Here is a 13,984-nt window from a genome sequence, read left to right on the forward strand (position 1 = left end):
TCAGAACGCCGGTGAGCAGGGCGAGGCCGAGGCCCGTCCGGCTCAGGGGCTTGGTACCGCCTTTGGCCAAAGCCATCAGGACGACGCCGGCGCACAGGACGACGATGCCGGCGGCGGCGAGCGGCGCCACCGCCTCGCGCAGCACCATCAGGGAGGCGAGCGCCGTGAGCAGGGGCGCACTGCCCCGGGCGATGGGGTAGACCTGTCCCATATCGGCGTGGCGGTAGGCCTCGGCGAGGGCGACGTAGTAGCCGAGATGCAGGACGATGGAGCCGGCGAGCCAGGGCCACGCGGCCGGCGCCGGCAATCCGAACCAGACCAGCGCCGGCAGGGCGAACAGGCCGGCCGAGGCCGAGATCAGCGCCATGGTGAGGATCGGCTCGAGGTTGAGCTTGGCCGCCGCGTTCCAGCCCGCATGCATGCAGGCGGCGGCGAGCACGGCCGCGAAGACCGGAAGGCTCATGCCCGTACTGGTCAGGGTCTCCACGCGTCCGCGCCTCCGCTCCGGCCGCTGCACGCCGCGCGGCAGGACACGGGCCTAGGCCGCATTCCTCCCAAAAGGAAGCGCAAAACCACAAAAAACCACATCACGACGCGACGACGATGTCGAGACCGCGGGCGGTAAGGGCGGCCGCCATACCGGGCGGGGGCGCGGCATCGACGATGAGGCCACTGCCGGCCGGGATCGGCGCGAGGCGGATAGGGGTGAGGCGGCCGAACTTGGTGCGGTCGGCCACGACGTAGCCGCGCGCCGCCGAGGCCAGCATGGCGATCCGCAGCTCCGTGGGGAGCGGCGCGAAGTCCGTGATCTCGCCGTCTGGGGCGATGCCGCCCGCACCGACGAAGGCGAGGTCGACGCGAAAGCGCGCCAGGCCCGCCACGGCCTCGGAGCCGAAGGCGGCCTCGTCCGAGGGCTCGACGGCGCCGCCGAGGACATGGACGCGGAGACCGGGCACCCGGCACAGGACGAGGCCGACGGGCAGGCTGTTGGTGCAGACCGTCACGCCCGCGCGCGGCGCGGCGCCGAGCAAGGGGTCGAGGCCCGCGAGGGCGTGGGCCACCGCCAGGGTGGTCGCCCCGGAATCGAGCACCACCACCATCCCGTCCTCCACCAGGCGGGCCGCCGCCCGGCCGATGGCGGCTTTGCCCTCGGGGTTGTCGCGCGCCCGCACGGCGAGGGCCGGCTCGTCGGCCCGGCGGGTGGCGCCGCCATGGACGATGGCGAGGCGTCCGCGCTCGGCGAGATGCTTGAGGTCGCGCCGGATAGTCTCGCGCGAGACCGCGAAGCGCGCCGCCATGGCCTCGACGCTGACGCTGCCCTCGGTGCCGAGGCGCGCCAGGATCTCGTCCTGGCGCCGGGCCGCGAGGGTGCGGGGAGCGTCCCTCATCGGTCGGCCCTGGCGAGGTCGAACACCGTCCGGATCAGGCGCAGGGTGCGGCGCCGCGCGAGGCAGGCGATGGCGTGGCGGTTGGTGAGGTCCGGCCCGGTGAGGGGAATCGCCGCGACGCGGCCGTCATGCCCGCATTCGAGGGAGGAGACGATGCCGACGCCGATCCCCGCAGCGGCGGCCTCGATCACCGCCTCGCGGCTGTCGAGCTCCATCAGCACGTCGGGCCTGACGCCGCGCGCGGCGCAGGCGCGGTCGAAGGTTCGGCGGGTGACGGAATCGGGCTCGCGCAGGACCATGGCGACGCCGTCGAGGTCCTTGGGATCGAGTTCGCCCCGCCCCGCCCAGGGATGGGTGCGGGCGAGCACGGCGCAGATGCGCGAGACGGCGATGTCTTCGAGGTGAAGGTCGGGATGGGCCTGCGCCTCCGTCAGCACGGCGACGCTCGCGCGCTCGGCGAGCAGGGCCTCCCGGGTCTCGGCGGCGTTGCCGAGGAGGAGGCCGACGACGATGCCGGGATGGCGCGCGCGCAGGCGCGCCAGCAGGGGCATGACGATGTGGGGCGAATCGACGGCGATCTCGATGCGCCCCGAGACCAGATTGCGGTTGGCCTCCAGCAGGTCCTCCGCCCGCTCGACGAGGCCGAACAGGGGCCCGGTGAGTTCGGCCAGCGCCTGCCCCTGCGGGGTCAGCTCGGCGCTGCGGGCCGTGCGCCGGAACAGCACGAGGTCGTAGCGCTCCTCCAGGGCCTTGATATGCCCGGTCACCGCCGGCTGGCTGATGCAGAGCCGCCGCGCCGCGCGGGTGAAGCTGCCCTCGCGCGAGACGGCGTCGAAAGCGCGAAGCTGGAACAGGTTCATGGAAGCCCATCAGCCGGACTGATGCCGTGCATCACGACAAACGATTTGATGTGATGGATGCCCCGAAGGCAAGGTCCGGTCACGCCGACTCGCTTCGGTCGTGTCCTTCAGGGGACCGGACAGGACGATCATGACCGCCACCGCGCCCATCCTGCTGACGCCCGGCCCGCTCACCACCTCGGCGCGCACCCGCGCCGCGATGATGACCGACTGGGGCTCGTGGGATTCCAGCTTCAACCGGCTGACGGCCGCCGTGTGCGAGCGGCTCGTCGCCATCGCCAACGGCACCGGCAGCCATGTCTGCGTGCCGCTCCAGGGCAGCGGCACCTTCGCGGTGGAAGCGGCCATCGGCACCTTCGTGCCCCGCGCCGGCAAGGTGCTGGTCCTTGTCAACGGCGCCTACGGCAAGCGCCTGGCGAAGATCTGCGAGGCGCTCGGCCGCGATCACAGCGTCTACGAGACCGCCGACGACGTGCCGACGACGCCGGACGCCGTCGAGGGGCTGCTCCGCGCCGATCCCGCCATCACCCATGTCGGCCTGATCCATTGCGAGACCAGCACCGGCATCCTCAATCCCCTGCCCGAGATCGCCGCCGTGGTCGCGCGGCACGGGCGTAGTCTGATCATCGATGCCATGAGTTCGTTCGGAGCGCTGCCCATCGACGCCGGGGCGGTGCCGTTCGCGGCGCTGATCGCAGCCTCGGGCAAGTGCCTCGAGGGGGTCCCCGGCATGGGCTTCGTCATCGCCCGCGCCGATGCCCTGGCGCGGACCGAGGGCAACGCGTCGTCCCTCGCGCTCGACCTCCACGACCAGCACGGCTATCTGGAGCGCACGGGGCAATGGCGCTTCACCCCGCCGACCCACGTGGTCGCGGCCCTGCACGAGGCCCTGCTGCAATACGACGAGGAGGGCGGCCTGCCCGCCCGCCACGCCCGGTACGCCCGCAATTGCGACGTGCTGATCCGTGGGCTGGAGCGCCTCGGCCTGACAAGCTTCCTGGCACCCGCGATCCAGGCGCCGATCATCGTCACAGTCCATGCCCCGCGCGACCCGAACTATCGCTTCGCCGACTTCTACGCGGCGGTACGGGAGCGCGGCTTCATCCTCTACCCCGGCAAGCTCACGCAGGTGGAAACCTTTCGCGTGGGCTGCATCGGCCACGTGGATTCGACCGACATGGAACGGGCGGTGGAGGCGATCGCCGACGCCCTGCGCGCCCTCGCCATCACCACGCCCTGAGCGCCCGAGGAAGAGCCGCCATGTCGTACACACCTCCCAAAAGACTCCAGGCGGCGATCCTCGACTGGGCCGGCACCGTCGTCGATTTCGGTTCGTTCGCGCCGACTCAGATCTTCGTCGAGGCGTTCGCCGAGTTCGGCGTCGCCGTGAGCCTGGCCGAGGCGCGCGGGCCCATGGGCATGGGCAAGTGGGACCACATCCGCACGCTCCTAGACGATCCCGCCATCGCCGCGCGCTACGCGGCCGCTCACGGGCGGGCGGCGAGCGATGCCGACGTCACCGCCCTCTACGAGCGCTTCATGCCGCTCCAGATCGAGAAGATCGCCGAGCATTCGGCGGTGATCCCCGGGGCCCTCGCGGCCATCGCGGCCCTGCGCGCCCGGGGCCTGAAGATCGGCTCGTGCTCGGGGTATCCGGCCCGCGTGATGGAGCGGGTCGTGGCGCTCGCCGCCACCAACGGCTACGTCGCCGACCACGTGGTCGCGACCGACGAAGTCCCGAACGGGCGGCCGTGGCCGGCCCAGGCGCTGGCCAACGTCATCGCGCTCGGCATCGACGACGTCGCCGCCTGCGTGAAGGTCGACGACACGGTGCCGGGCATCCTGGAAGGCCGCAAGGCCGGGATGTGGACCGTGGCGCTCACCTGCTCGGGCAACGCGCTCGGCCTCACCCACGAACAGTTCTCAGGCCTGCCGGCCGAGCGCCTCGCCGCCGAGCGCGCGCGGATCGCGGCTCTGTTCGCCGCGTCTAAGCCGCACTTCCTCATCGACACCATCGCGGACCTGCCGGACGTCGTCGCGGACATCGACGGCCTGCTGGCCGCCGGGCGCATGCCGCAGGCCTGCTGATCGGCGCCGCGCCGGGCGCTTCGGGCGCTCGGACATGAAGCATTCGCGGACCGTCCACGGCATCTCGCCGTGGACGGCTTCGTCGTATCCGCAATCGATCGAAGTCATCGATAATTCTGAGCACGAAACAGGCAAGAGATGCTGAAACCCTGATCTTGATGAGATGAGATTTCGTCTTTCTACTGTCATGGAGCGCGCCTTAAAGCGGTTGCGACGAAAGCCCCTGAAAAGCCCCCGGAGACGCGTCCATGAAGGTCCTCGCATGAAAGCCCTCGGCCTCCTCGCCCTGACCCTCGCGCTCACTGGTCCCATGGCGGCCCAGGCCGCCGAGCGCACCAGGCTCACGATCTACACCGCGCTGGAGAACGACCAGCTCGGTCCGTTCAAGGCCGGCATCGAGCGGGCGGTGCCCGAGGTCGAGGTGGTGTGGGTGCGCGATTCGACCGGCATCATCACCGCCCGATTCTTGGCCGAGAAGGACAACCCGCGGGCCGACATGGTGATGGGGCTCGCCGCCTCCAGCCTCCTGATGTTCGAGAAGCAGGGCCTGCTCGCCACCTACGAGCCCAAGGGCGTCGAGGCCCTCAAACCCGCCTTCCGGGATGCGAAGGCCCCCTACACCTGGACCGGAACGGACGCCTCCATCGGCGTGATCTGCTTCAACACGGCGGAAGCCGAGAAGGACAAGGCCAGGACGCCGGCGCGCTGGGCCGACCTGCTGGCGCCCGAGCTCAAGGGCAAGGTGGTGATGCCGCATCCGGCCTCGTCCGGCACCGGCTACCTGCTGGTGGCGGGCTGGCTCCAGGGCATGGGCGAGGAATCCGGCTGGGCCTACATGGACCGGCTCCACGACAACATCGCCGCCTACCTGCATTCGGGCTCGGCCCCGTGCGTGCAGGCGGCGCGGGGCGAGCGCACCGCCGGCCTTTCCCTCGACATGCGGGGGGCCGCCGAGAAGACCAAGGGCGCGCCGCTCGCCGTCATCGCGCCCGCCGACGGCACCGGCTGGGACGAGGAGGCCTACGCCATCGTGGCCACCACGAAGCACATGGACGCGGCCCGCAAGGTCGCCGACTGGGGCGCCACCAAGGCCGCCAACGAACTCTACGCCAAGAGCTACGCCGTGGTCGCCTACCCGGGCGTCGCCACCGTGCCGGCGAACTATCCCGCGGGCGCGGAGGCCGCGATGATCAAGAACGATCTCGGCTGGATGGCGGACAACCGCGAGCGGGTTCTGGCCGAATGGTCGCGCCGCTACGAGGCCAAAGCCGCCAAGAAGTAAGGCAGTCGAGAAGTAAGTCCTCCAGCTAGGCCGAGGGCCCCGCCATGACGCAGCGCGATGCGACCCCGTTCCTGACCGTCTCGGGCCTGTCGAAGCGCTACGGCGCGTTCACGGCCCTCGACCGGATCGACCTCGCCATCGGGCGCGGCGAGTTCGTGTGCTTCCTCGGCCCCTCGGGCTGCGGCAAGACCACCCTGCTGCGCCTCATCGCCGGCCTCGACCGGCAGGACGAAGGCCGGATCGGGATCGCCGGCCGAGACGTCTCGCATGCGCCACCGGCCGCGCGCGACTTCGGCATCGTGTTCCAGTCCTACGCCCTGTTCCCGAACCTGACGGTGGCCGCCAACGTTGCCTACGGCCTCGTCAACCGCCGCCTCGACCGGGCCCGCATCGCCGCCCGCGTGGCCGAGCTCCTCGCCCTCGTCGGCCTGCCCGAGCAGGGCGACAAGCATCCGGTCCAGCTCTCGGGCGGGCAGCAGCAGCGGGTGGCGCTGGCCCGGGCGCTCGCCACCTCGCCGTCCCTGCTGCTGCTCGACGAACCCCTCTCGGCCCTCGACGCGAAGGTGCGGACCCGGCTGCGCGAGGAGATCCGGCACCTGCAGAAGCGGCTCGGCATCACCACCATCATGGTCACCCACGACCAGGAGGAGGCCCTCGCCATGGCCGACCGGGTCGTGGTGATGAACCGCGGCGCCATCGAGCAGATCGGCACGCCCGGTGACATCTACCGGAACCCGGCCACCGCCTTCGTGGCCGACTTCATCGGCGCCATGACCTTCCTCGACGCCACCGTCGGGGCGGCCCGGCAGCTCCGGGTCGGCGCCGTCGATCTCGTCTGCGAGGACGGGCGCGGCTTCGTCCCCGGCAGCCCCGTGCGCCTGGGCTTCCGGCCGGAGGAGATCCGGGTTGGCAACGTCCGGCCCACCGACGTGAACGCGTTTCAGGTCCGCGTCCGCAGCCTCGAATTCCTCGGCGCCTTCACCCGCGCCCGCCTGGAGCCCAGCCTCGACCTCGGCGGCTCCCTCGTGGCCGACGTCTCGGCCAATCTCCACGGCGACCTCGCCTTGACGGAAGGCCAGTACCTCTACGTCTCCTTGCCGCCGGCGGCCCTCAGGGCCTTCCCGGTGGCGGCGCGCGCGTGAGTCCCGCGATGACGGAGGCCCTCGCCCTCGCCCTGCCGGAGGCCGCCCCGGCGCGGCGCGCCCGCGTGCCGGAGCGCCTCGTCGCCACCGTGCTCGTCGCCGGCCTGTGCCTGATACTCGTCCTCATCCTCGCCCTGCCGCTCGGCACCCTGCTCATCAAGAGCCTGGAGGCCCCGGGCGGCGGCTTCGCGGGGCTGTCCAACTTCCGCACCTACTTTGCCACGCCGACCCTGGTCGAGGCCCTGGTCAACAGCCTCGCGGTGGCCGGCATCACGGTGGCGGTCGTGGTGCCCCTCGCCTTCGCGTACGCCTACGCGCTGACCCGCACGGCGATGCGGTTCCGGGGCGTGCTGCTGGCCCTGGCCCTGCTGCCGCTGTTCGCGCCCTCTCTGCTGTCGGGCATCGCCCTCACCTACATCCTCGGCAACCAGGGATTCCTGCGCGGGCTGCTCCTCGGTCACAGCGTCTACGGCCCCATCGGCATCGTCATCGCCGAATGCCTCTATGCCTTCCCGCACGCCCTCATCATCCTGATGACGGCCCTGGCGCTGTCCGACGCGCGGCTCTACGAGGCCGCCGCCGCCATGGGCACGGGGCGCCTGCGCACCTTCGCCACCGTGACCCTGCCGGGCGCCCGCTACGGCCTCGTCAGCGCGGCCTTCGTGGTCTTCACCCTGGTGGTGACGGATTTCGGCATCCCGAAGGTCATCGGCGGTCAGTATCCGGTACTCGCCACCGACGCCTACCGCCAGGTGGTGGGCCAGCAGATCTTCCCCATGGGCGCCGTGGTCGGGCTGCTGATGCTGGCGCCTGCGGTGCTGGCCTTCTGCGTGGACCGGTTGATCCGGCGCCGGCAATCGGCCCTGCTCTCGGCCCGCTCCGTTCCCTACGAGGCCAAGCCCCACCCCGTCCGCGACGGCCTGTCGCTCGCCTATGCCGGGCTCGTCGCCGGTCTCATCGTCGCCACCTACGGGGTCGCCGTCTGGGCCTCGTTCATCCGCTACTGGCCGTACAACCTCGGCCTCACCCTCGACCATTACGACTTCGCGGCGGCCGATTCGGACGGCTGGACGCCCTATGGCAACTCGCTCGTCATGGCCGGCGCGGTGGCCGTCCTCGGCACCGGGCTGGTGTTCTGCGGCGCCTACCTCATCGAGAAGCTCAAGGTGTTCTCCGCCGGCCGCGCCGTGGCGCAACTGCTGGCGATGCTGCCCCTCGCCGTGCCCGGACTCGTGCTCGGCCTCGGCTACGTGTTCTTCTTCAACGCGCCCTGGAACCCCCTGAACGTCCTCTACGGGACCCTGGCGCTCCTCGTGATCAACACGGTGGCGCATTACTACACCGTGGCGCACGTGACCGCGACGACGGCCCTGAAGCAGATCGACCCCGAGTTCGAGGCGGTCTCGGCCTCCCTCAAGGTGCCGTTCTGGCAGACCTTCCGCCGGGTCAGCCTGCCGATCTGCCTGCCGACCGTGCTGGAACTCGCCGTCTACCTCTTCGTCAACGCCATGACGACGGTCTCGGCGGTGATCTTCCTCTACGGATCGGGCACCAAGCTCGCGGCCATCGCCATCGTCCACATGGACGAGGCCGGCACCACGGCCTCCGCCGCCGCCATGGCGAGCGTGATCATGGCGACCGCGCTCGGCGCCCGCCTCGTGCTGGCCCTGGTCAACCGCTTCGTCCTCGCCCGCGCCCAGGTCTGGCGGCGCCGCGAGGGGACGGCGTGACGTGCCGGCCCGCGCCGACGGTCAGGCGGCGAGCCCGGGGGGCGTAGTCCCCATGACGGCGGCGTAACTCGCTTCCGGCGCGCCGTAGGTCTCGCCCGCCGAGACCAGGAGCAGGGCGCGGTCCCGGATGACGATGGTGCCGCGATGGATGCCGATGGACCCGAGGGTGACGAGGTTGCGCAGGGCCGTCGTCACGCCGGCGCGGCGCACGCCGAGCATGAGAGACAGGAACTCGTGGGTGAGCATGATGTCCTCGCGGTCGACGCGATCGTGGCTCATGAGGAGCCAGCGGGCGAGGCGCTGCTCGATGGTGAAGCGGCCGTTGCAGAGCGCCGTCTGCGCCACCTGAATCGAGAAGGCGTAGGCGTAGCGCAGGAGGTGGCGATGCAGGGGCTGGCTCTCGATCAAGGCTTGCCGCAGGTCGGAGGCCGGCAGCCACAGGACCCGACAGGGAATCTGCACGAAGGTCTCGTGCGGCGTGCGATCGACGCCGTAGAGCAGCGCCACCCCCGTCATGCCCTCCGGGCCGATCAGCCCGGTTTCCAGACGCGTGCCGCTCGGCGTGCGGGCGACGACGGAGATGACGCCCGGTCCCGGAAAGCAGACCCGGGAAATGGGCTCATCATGACTTTCGACGACGTGGTGGCGATCCAGCGAAGCGGGCACGAGGTGCGGTTCGAGCATGGCGAACAGGTCGGGCCGAAGACCGGCAAGCAACTTGTTCGATAATTTAAACTGATCAATGGACGGTTTCATACCAACGCCTGCTTTAAAAAAAATCAGGCGCTTTTGTATCGAGCGAATGATCCGAGCCGATCCACGGATGAGAGATAGGCACTTTTTATCTGGATACCAGAGCAATATTATTATTTGCGATCGATGAACGTCGGTAAATATTCGATCCGCGCGGGCGCCTGGCCTCAAACAGGTTAAATCCAAATTCGCACATCAAAAAAACGGCGCCTTGGCGAAGGGCGAGCCCTTCGCCGTCGCGACCCTGCCGCATGGGGCAGCCGAGGCGCGACGGGGCTTTGCGTGAAACGTCATCCGACCGTAGGAGCCGCGCGCCGGGGCGGCTTTCGCGAAACACCCGTCATGCCGTCCGGCTCGGAGGGAGAATCCACCTTGAGCGGGCGTTTCATGAAGCCCCGTCAATTGCAGCCGGTGCAGATGCCCTTGGTGATCTCCCTGTCCTTCTTCTGCTGCTTCGTGCGCTGATCGAGGTTCTGATCGACCTCGCCGCCGGCAGCGGCGCCGGGCGGCTTGGTCTGGCCCACGGAGGTGGTGTTGGGTGCCCGCGTCGTGGTGGTGACGTTCCCGCCGGTCCCGGTCTCGGCGGGGGATTGGGCCAGAACTGGGTGTGCCGACCCGACCGCGAGCACGAGGGCGGCGATCAGGGGAATTCTGGAGGTCATAGCGCGCTTCCTTCGCTTACGGACATTCGTAGTCCAACGGGTGCGGGGAAGGTCGGTTCAGGCGGTGTCGCGGTTTACCGTGCGACACCGCACGACCCCGTCTACGGCGCGTCGGGCCAGGAGAAGCGGATGTTGCCGTCGCGCAGGCCCGCCTCCACCACGGACAGGCCACCCGACTTGACCATCCATTCGAGGCGGTGGTCGCGATATTCGCGTCGCCGCGTTCCCGTGGTGTAGAGGTCCGCGGCCTGCGCCATTCGGGCGGCGGCGGCCTCGAACTCGGCGAAGGTCCGGGCCACGGCGGGGCGTTGGCCCACCCGCGCATGCCAGCGCCGGAGCGGGCTGCCGGGCTCGGGCCCGAGGCCGTAATGCACCGAGCGGTTGACCAGGGGCGCCGCCGCCGCGTCGGCCCAGCCGAAGCGCTCTCCGCCGAACCAATCGGCATCGCCGAGGCGTCCCGCGAGCCAGTCCTGCAGCACCCGCGTCTGTGCCGCCGCCTGGGCGCGCAGGCGGTCGGCGAGCGCTCCGGTGGCGCGGCGGAACCACAGGACCTCGCCGAAGCCCCAGTTCATGGCCTCGTACTGGGTGTCGCAGACCTCTTCGGTGATCCGCGCGAAGGCACGGGCCGCCGGCCCCCGAGGCAGGAGCGGCGGATCGGGCCAGCGTTCCTCGATGTATTCGAGGATGATGGTGGAATCGAAGATCGACACGGTCTCGTCGCGGAGCACCGGCACTTCCGTGCGCGGATTGGCCTGCGCGAACGGGCCGTCGGAACGCCCGGTGCCGAAGCTCTCGGGCAGCTCGGCCGTGAACGCCACGCCCTTCTCGCGAAGCGCGATCTTGACCTTCTGGGCGTAGGACGAGAGCGGATGCTCGTAGAGCAGCACCATGGGGGTTCCGGGGCGGGATCAGGGTGCGAGGGTCAGGGCAATGGGCGTGATCGCGACCACGTGGCAATCGTCCGCGCCCCCATCCTCGTGGTCGAGCATGGCGAAGGTGCCGGGGGCATCGAGGGTCATCATGTGGGCGTGCCAGGCCCCGGCCCGGTAGTTCAGGCCGATATGGCCGGGCACGCGGAACGCCCGCAGCTCGGCCTCGTCGGGGCGACCGTCCCGGTCGGGCGCCACCACCACCACGTAGGCGCGCACGGCGAGCGGCAGGAAGGCCTGACTCGAATGGGGGTGCCGCTCCAGGCGCGTCACGGGCACCCGGTCGGACCAGGGTTCGCTCCGGATCAGGGCGAGGTTGGCGCGCACCCCCGGGCGCCCGTTCTCGATGACGGTGGCGTGGTCCTGGCGCGGGGCGACGTCCGGCGCCTCCAGCAGCGTCCCGAACGGCGCGAACGCCGCCGCGTCGATGGGACGGATCGGGAGGGTCCGCGCGGCATCGGTCCGCGGCACGGGTCGCACCCCGGGCGTCTCGGCGCTCAGGCGCCGCCCCATTGCATGGTCAGGCCGCCATCGACCACGAGGGTGTGGCCGGTCACGTAGTCGGAATCGTCGCTGGCGAGATAGAGAATCGCCTTGGCGATCTCGTCGGGCTGGCCGGCGCGGTGCCACGGGATCCGTTCCAGGGAGGCTTCGAGCTTCTCGGGGTTCTCGAACCGGTCGCTCGTCATCGGCGTCTCGATGAGGCCCGGCGCGACGTTGTTGACGTTGATCTTGTCCTCGGCGAGCTCGCGCGACAGGCTCCGGCACAGGGAGCCGACGCCGGCCTTCGACATGCCGTAGGGGGCGCTCTCCGGCGTCGGCAGGTGCTGGGCCACGGAGGAGACGATCACGATCTTGCCGCGTCCGCCGTTGGCGCGGCGCACCGCGATGAAGGCCTTGGCGCAGAAGACCGGGCCCATCAGGTTGACGCGCAGGATCTGCTCGAGCTTCGCTTCCTCCATCTCGGCCACGGGCATGCCGCTCATGGCCTGTCCGGCGTTGTTGACGAGGATGTCGAGGATTCCGAGTTCGCTCGCCACACGGTCGAAGGTCGCCGCGACGGAGGCCGGATCGCCGACATCGTTCTGGATGACGAGGCAGCGCCGGCCCAGCGCCTCCACGCGCCGTGCCGTCTCCCGGGCGCCCTCGGCGTCGGTGTTGTAGGTGATGGCGACGTCCGCGCCCTCGCGGGCGAACAACTCCGCCGTCGCCTGCCCGATGCCGGAATCGGCTCCGGTGACGAGGGCGCGCTTGCCGTGCAGCTTCATGATGATCCCATACCCCGCATGATCCCATGTCCTGCGCCGCTGCGCGGTGCCGATTTCCGATGAGGCGTCAATCGGCGAGGGACCGCGCGGTTCCGCGGATCGTGTCCCGTCCGGAGTCGAAGGACGGCATGCCGCGAATCGCTCGCCCCCGGGCGGACCCTGGCCCTCGCTATGCTTGAAGGTATATACCCGATCCCGGCGCCCCACGGGCCCGCCCCGCCGTCCCGTCCCGAGGATCGATCCCGCATGCTCACCTCCCTGCGCGCCCTCCTGCTCGTCGGCCTCGTGGCCCTGTCGCCCGCCGCCCAGGCCGCCGAGACCGCGACGGTCTTCGCGGCAGCCAGCCTGAAGAACGCCCTCGACAATGCCGGCAAGGCGTTCACCGCTCAGAGCGGCGTCGAGCTGAAGGCGAGCTACGCCGCCTCCTCGGCCCTGGCGCGGCAGATCGAATCCGGCGCGCCGGCGGATCTCTTCGCCTCGGCCGACCTCGAATGGATGGACTATCTTTCGAAGAAGAACCTCGTGCGCCCCGAGACCCGGGTGAACCTCCTCGGCAACCGCATCGTGGTCATCGCGCCGAAGGACGCCAAGACGACGGACGTGCCGTTCACCCAAGAGGGCTTCGCCGCCGCCCTCGGCCCCGACGGCCGGCTCGCCACGGGCGAGGTAACCTCCGTGCCCATCGGCAAGTACGCCAAGACGGCCTTCGAGAAACTCGGCCTCTGGACCGGTCTGCAGCCGCGCCTCGCCCAGGCCGACAACGTCCGCGCCGCCCTCCTCCTCGTCTCGCGCGGCGAAGCCCCCCTGGGTGTCGTCTACGAGAGCGATGCGAAATCTGATCCCGGCGTGAAGGTGGTGGGCGTGTTTCCGGCGGACTCGCACCCGCCCGTGGTGTATCCGTTCGCCGTCACCGCCGAGGCCAGGGGCGAGGGCGCGGCCCGCTTCCTCGCCTTCCTTAAGAGCGCGGCGGCCCGGCCCTACTTCGAGGCGCAGGGCTTCCAACTCCTCGGCGCCGGTCCCTCACAGTAATGAAAGAACACCGATGAAGATCAGCGCGCGCAACACCCTCAAGGGCAAGGTCGTCTCCGTCGAGAAGGGCGCCACCACCGCCCACGTGAAGATCGAGGTCGCCGACGGCACGGTCATCACGTCCTCGATCACCAACGAGGCGGTGGACGCCCTCGGCCTCACGGTCGGCGGCCAGGCCTACGCCGTGGTCAAGGCGTCCGACGTGATGATCGCCGTCGACTGAACGGATTCCGGGTCGCGGCCCTCATGACCAGATCCGAATGATCCCTTCGGGATGGCGGATGTGGGCGTCGCTCAGGCGCCGCGCGGGCTTGCCTGAGACGGCCTCCACTTCGATCAAGCGGAGGCCGTCTCATTCGAAGTCGCCGGGCTGCGGCGGGGCGACGGGCGTGAACAGTCTGCGATCCGGCTTGAGGTCGAGGAGCGGGGTTCCGTCGAGACAGTCGAGGCCGCGCACGGTGACGACCGGCCCCTCGATGGAGACGAGATGCGCGATGGACGTCCCGATGGGATTCGGGCGCACGGGCGAGCGCAGGGAGAAGGTGCCGCGCGCGACGCCGTCGCTCGCCGGGCATTGGTGGACGAGATCGCGCCGCGAGGCGTCAAGCCAGTACAGCACCTCGATCCGCGCATAGGCGGCGAGCCCGTCGAGGGCCGCCACCCAGGGCTCGAACACCGTGATCCGGCACAGGGGCCCGTCGGCCCGGCCCTGGCGCGGGCAGGCGAGGCGATCGGTCCAGGGCGTCGCGATGCGCCCGACATAGACGAGTCCCGCATCGGTGGCGGCGGGCGTCGCCACGGCGATCTCGTTCAGGCGGATCTCGTTCAGGCGCACCATGGGCAAGGCCTCTTG

16 protein-coding genes are annotated in these 13,984 nt (G+C 70.3%); 7 read left to right on the top strand and 9 right to left on the bottom strand.

What is annotated here, in order from left to right; all coding sequences use genetic code 11:
* From MKK49_RS03550 to MKK49_RS03560, 3 genes are all read right to left on the bottom strand, one after another.
* Nucleotides 1-487 (bottom strand): EamA family transporter (locus MKK49_RS03550; protein ID WP_409565012.1); only part of this gene is annotated, 487 nt, incomplete at its 3' end.
* Nucleotides 488-587: 100 nt separating this feature from the next.
* The gene (locus tag MKK49_RS03555; protein WP_244026686.1) at nucleotides 588-1,388 is read right to left on the bottom strand and encodes a DeoR/GlpR family DNA-binding transcription regulator; all 801 of its coding nucleotides are present in this window, start codon (nucleotides 1,386-1,388) and stop codon (nucleotides 588-590) included.
* Nucleotides 1,385-2,248, bottom strand: coding sequence for a LysR substrate-binding domain-containing protein (locus tag MKK49_RS03560; protein ID WP_244026687.1), 864 nt, complete (start codon nucleotides 2,246-2,248; stop codon nucleotides 1,385-1,387). Before MKK49_RS03560 ends, MKK49_RS03555 begins: the two co-directional genes overlap by 4 nt.
* A gap of 130 nt (nucleotides 2,249-2,378) precedes the next feature.
* Between MKK49_RS03560 and MKK49_RS03565 the strand changes: the two genes are divergently transcribed.
* From MKK49_RS03565 to MKK49_RS03585, 5 genes are all read left to right on the top strand, one after another.
* Entirely contained in the window at nucleotides 2,379-3,488 is a 1,110-nt protein-coding gene (locus MKK49_RS03565; protein ID WP_244026688.1) for a 2-aminoethylphosphonate--pyruvate transaminase, read from the top strand.
* 20 nt (nucleotides 3,489-3,508) lie between these two features.
* On the top strand, nucleotides 3,509-4,336 hold the full coding sequence (gene phnX, locus MKK49_RS03570) for a phosphonoacetaldehyde hydrolase (protein ID WP_244026689.1): 828 nt from the start codon (nucleotides 3,509-3,511) through the stop codon (nucleotides 4,334-4,336).
* Nucleotides 4,337-4,598: 262 nt separating this feature from the next.
* On the top strand, nucleotides 4,599-5,618 hold the full coding sequence (locus MKK49_RS03575; RefSeq protein ID WP_244026690.1) for a putative 2-aminoethylphosphonate ABC transporter substrate-binding protein: 1,020 nt from the start codon (nucleotides 4,599-4,601) through the stop codon (nucleotides 5,616-5,618).
* 44 nt (nucleotides 5,619-5,662) lie between these two features.
* Nucleotides 5,663-6,760 (top strand): putative 2-aminoethylphosphonate ABC transporter ATP-binding protein, encoded by a 1,098-nt coding sequence (locus MKK49_RS03580; RefSeq protein WP_244026691.1) that lies wholly within the window; start codon nucleotides 5,663-5,665, stop codon nucleotides 6,758-6,760.
* An 8-nt stretch (nucleotides 6,761-6,768) separates the two neighbouring features.
* Entirely contained in the window at nucleotides 6,769-8,490 is a 1,722-nt protein-coding gene (locus MKK49_RS03585; RefSeq protein ID WP_244026692.1) for a putative 2-aminoethylphosphonate ABC transporter permease subunit, read from the top strand.
* 21 nt (nucleotides 8,491-8,511) lie between these two features.
* Here MKK49_RS03585 and MKK49_RS03590 read toward each other — a convergent pair whose 3' ends face one another.
* The 5 genes from MKK49_RS03590 to MKK49_RS03610 all read right to left on the bottom strand — a co-directional run bounded on the left by MKK49_RS03590 (nucleotide 8,512) and on the right by MKK49_RS03610 (nucleotide 12,102).
* Entirely contained in the window at nucleotides 8,512-9,174 is a 663-nt protein-coding gene (locus tag MKK49_RS03590) for a Crp/Fnr family transcriptional regulator (protein ID WP_244026693.1), read from the bottom strand.
* A 467-nt stretch (nucleotides 9,175-9,641) separates the two neighbouring features.
* Nucleotides 9,642-9,905, bottom strand: coding sequence for a hypothetical protein (locus MKK49_RS03595; RefSeq protein WP_244026694.1), 264 nt, complete (start codon nucleotides 9,903-9,905; stop codon nucleotides 9,642-9,644).
* Between the two features lie 101 nt (nucleotides 9,906-10,006).
* Entirely contained in the window at nucleotides 10,007-10,795 is a 789-nt protein-coding gene (locus tag MKK49_RS03600; protein ID WP_244026695.1) for a glutathione S-transferase family protein, read from the bottom strand.
* An 18-nt stretch (nucleotides 10,796-10,813) separates the two neighbouring features.
* Nucleotides 10,814-11,305, bottom strand: a complete 492-nt coding sequence (locus tag MKK49_RS03605) for an ureidoglycolate lyase (RefSeq protein WP_244026696.1) — start codon at nucleotides 11,303-11,305, stop codon at nucleotides 10,814-10,816.
* 26 nt (nucleotides 11,306-11,331) lie between these two features.
* On the bottom strand, nucleotides 11,332-12,102 hold the full coding sequence (locus tag MKK49_RS03610; protein ID WP_244026697.1) for an SDR family NAD(P)-dependent oxidoreductase: 771 nt from the start codon (nucleotides 12,100-12,102) through the stop codon (nucleotides 11,332-11,334).
* A gap of 246 nt (nucleotides 12,103-12,348) precedes the next feature.
* Here MKK49_RS03610 and modA point away from each other — a divergent pair, with 246 nt between their 5' ends.
* Nucleotides 12,349-13,131, top strand: a complete 783-nt coding sequence (gene modA / locus MKK49_RS03615) for a molybdate ABC transporter substrate-binding protein (RefSeq protein ID WP_244026698.1) — start codon at nucleotides 12,349-12,351, stop codon at nucleotides 13,129-13,131.
* 13 nt (nucleotides 13,132-13,144) lie between these two features.
* Entirely contained in the window at nucleotides 13,145-13,354 is a 210-nt protein-coding gene (locus tag MKK49_RS03620; RefSeq protein WP_147708399.1) for a molybdopterin-binding protein, read from the top strand.
* 129 nt (nucleotides 13,355-13,483) lie between these two features.
* Here the strand turns inward: MKK49_RS03620 and MKK49_RS03625 are convergent, their stop codons facing one another.
* Nucleotides 13,484-13,969: an SAM-dependent methyltransferase gene (locus MKK49_RS03625; protein WP_244026699.1), complete on the bottom strand. Its 486-nt coding sequence runs from the start codon at nucleotides 13,967-13,969 to the stop codon at nucleotides 13,484-13,486.
* Between the last annotated feature and the right edge of the window lie 15 nt (nucleotides 13,970-13,984).

It is taken from the genome of Methylobacterium sp. J-090, assembly GCF_022829345.1.
Lineage (GTDB): Bacteria > Pseudomonadota > Alphaproteobacteria > Rhizobiales > Beijerinckiaceae > Methylobacterium.

Excerpts from the sequence above, each read along its gene's own strand:
- MKK49_RS03585 (WP_244026692.1), top strand. The coding sequence starts at position 6,769 with ATGACGGAGGCCCTCGCCCTCGCCCTGCCGGAGGCCGCCCCGGCGCGG.
- MKK49_RS03560 (WP_244026687.1), bottom strand. The coding sequence starts at position 2,248 with ATGAACCTGTTCCAGCTTCGCGCTTTCGACGCCGTCTCGCGCGAGGGC.
- MKK49_RS03620 (WP_147708399.1), top strand. The coding sequence starts at position 13,145 with ATGAAGATCAGCGCGCGCAACACCCTCAAGGGCAAGGTCGTCTCCGTC.
- MKK49_RS03575 (WP_244026690.1), top strand. The coding sequence starts at position 4,599 with ATGAAAGCCCTCGGCCTCCTCGCCCTGACCCTCGCGCTCACTGGTCCC.
- MKK49_RS03600 (WP_244026695.1), bottom strand. The coding sequence starts at position 10,795 with ATGGTGCTGCTCTACGAGCATCCGCTCTCGTCCTACGCCCAGAAGGTC.
- MKK49_RS03580 (WP_244026691.1), top strand. The coding sequence starts at position 5,663 with ATGACGCAGCGCGATGCGACCCCGTTCCTGACCGTCTCGGGCCTGTCG.
- MKK49_RS03610 (WP_244026697.1), bottom strand. The coding sequence starts at position 12,102 with ATGAAGCTGCACGGCAAGCGCGCCCTCGTCACCGGAGCCGATTCCGGC.
- MKK49_RS03555 (WP_244026686.1), bottom strand. The coding sequence starts at position 1,388 with ATGAGGGACGCTCCCCGCACCCTCGCGGCCCGGCGCCAGGACGAGATC.
- phnX (WP_244026689.1), top strand. The coding sequence starts at position 3,509 with ATGTCGTACACACCTCCCAAAAGACTCCAGGCGGCGATCCTCGACTGG.
- MKK49_RS03625 (WP_244026699.1), bottom strand. The coding sequence starts at position 13,969 with ATGGTGCGCCTGAACGAGATCCGCCTGAACGAGATCGCCGTGGCGACG.
- MKK49_RS03590 (WP_244026693.1), bottom strand. The coding sequence starts at position 9,174 with ATGCTCGAACCGCACCTCGTGCCCGCTTCGCTGGATCGCCACCACGTC.
- MKK49_RS03595 (WP_244026694.1), bottom strand. The coding sequence starts at position 9,905 with ATGACCTCCAGAATTCCCCTGATCGCCGCCCTCGTGCTCGCGGTCGGG.
- modA (WP_244026698.1), top strand. The coding sequence starts at position 12,349 with ATGCTCACCTCCCTGCGCGCCCTCCTGCTCGTCGGCCTCGTGGCCCTG.
- MKK49_RS03565 (WP_244026688.1), top strand. The coding sequence starts at position 2,379 with ATGACCGCCACCGCGCCCATCCTGCTGACGCCCGGCCCGCTCACCACC.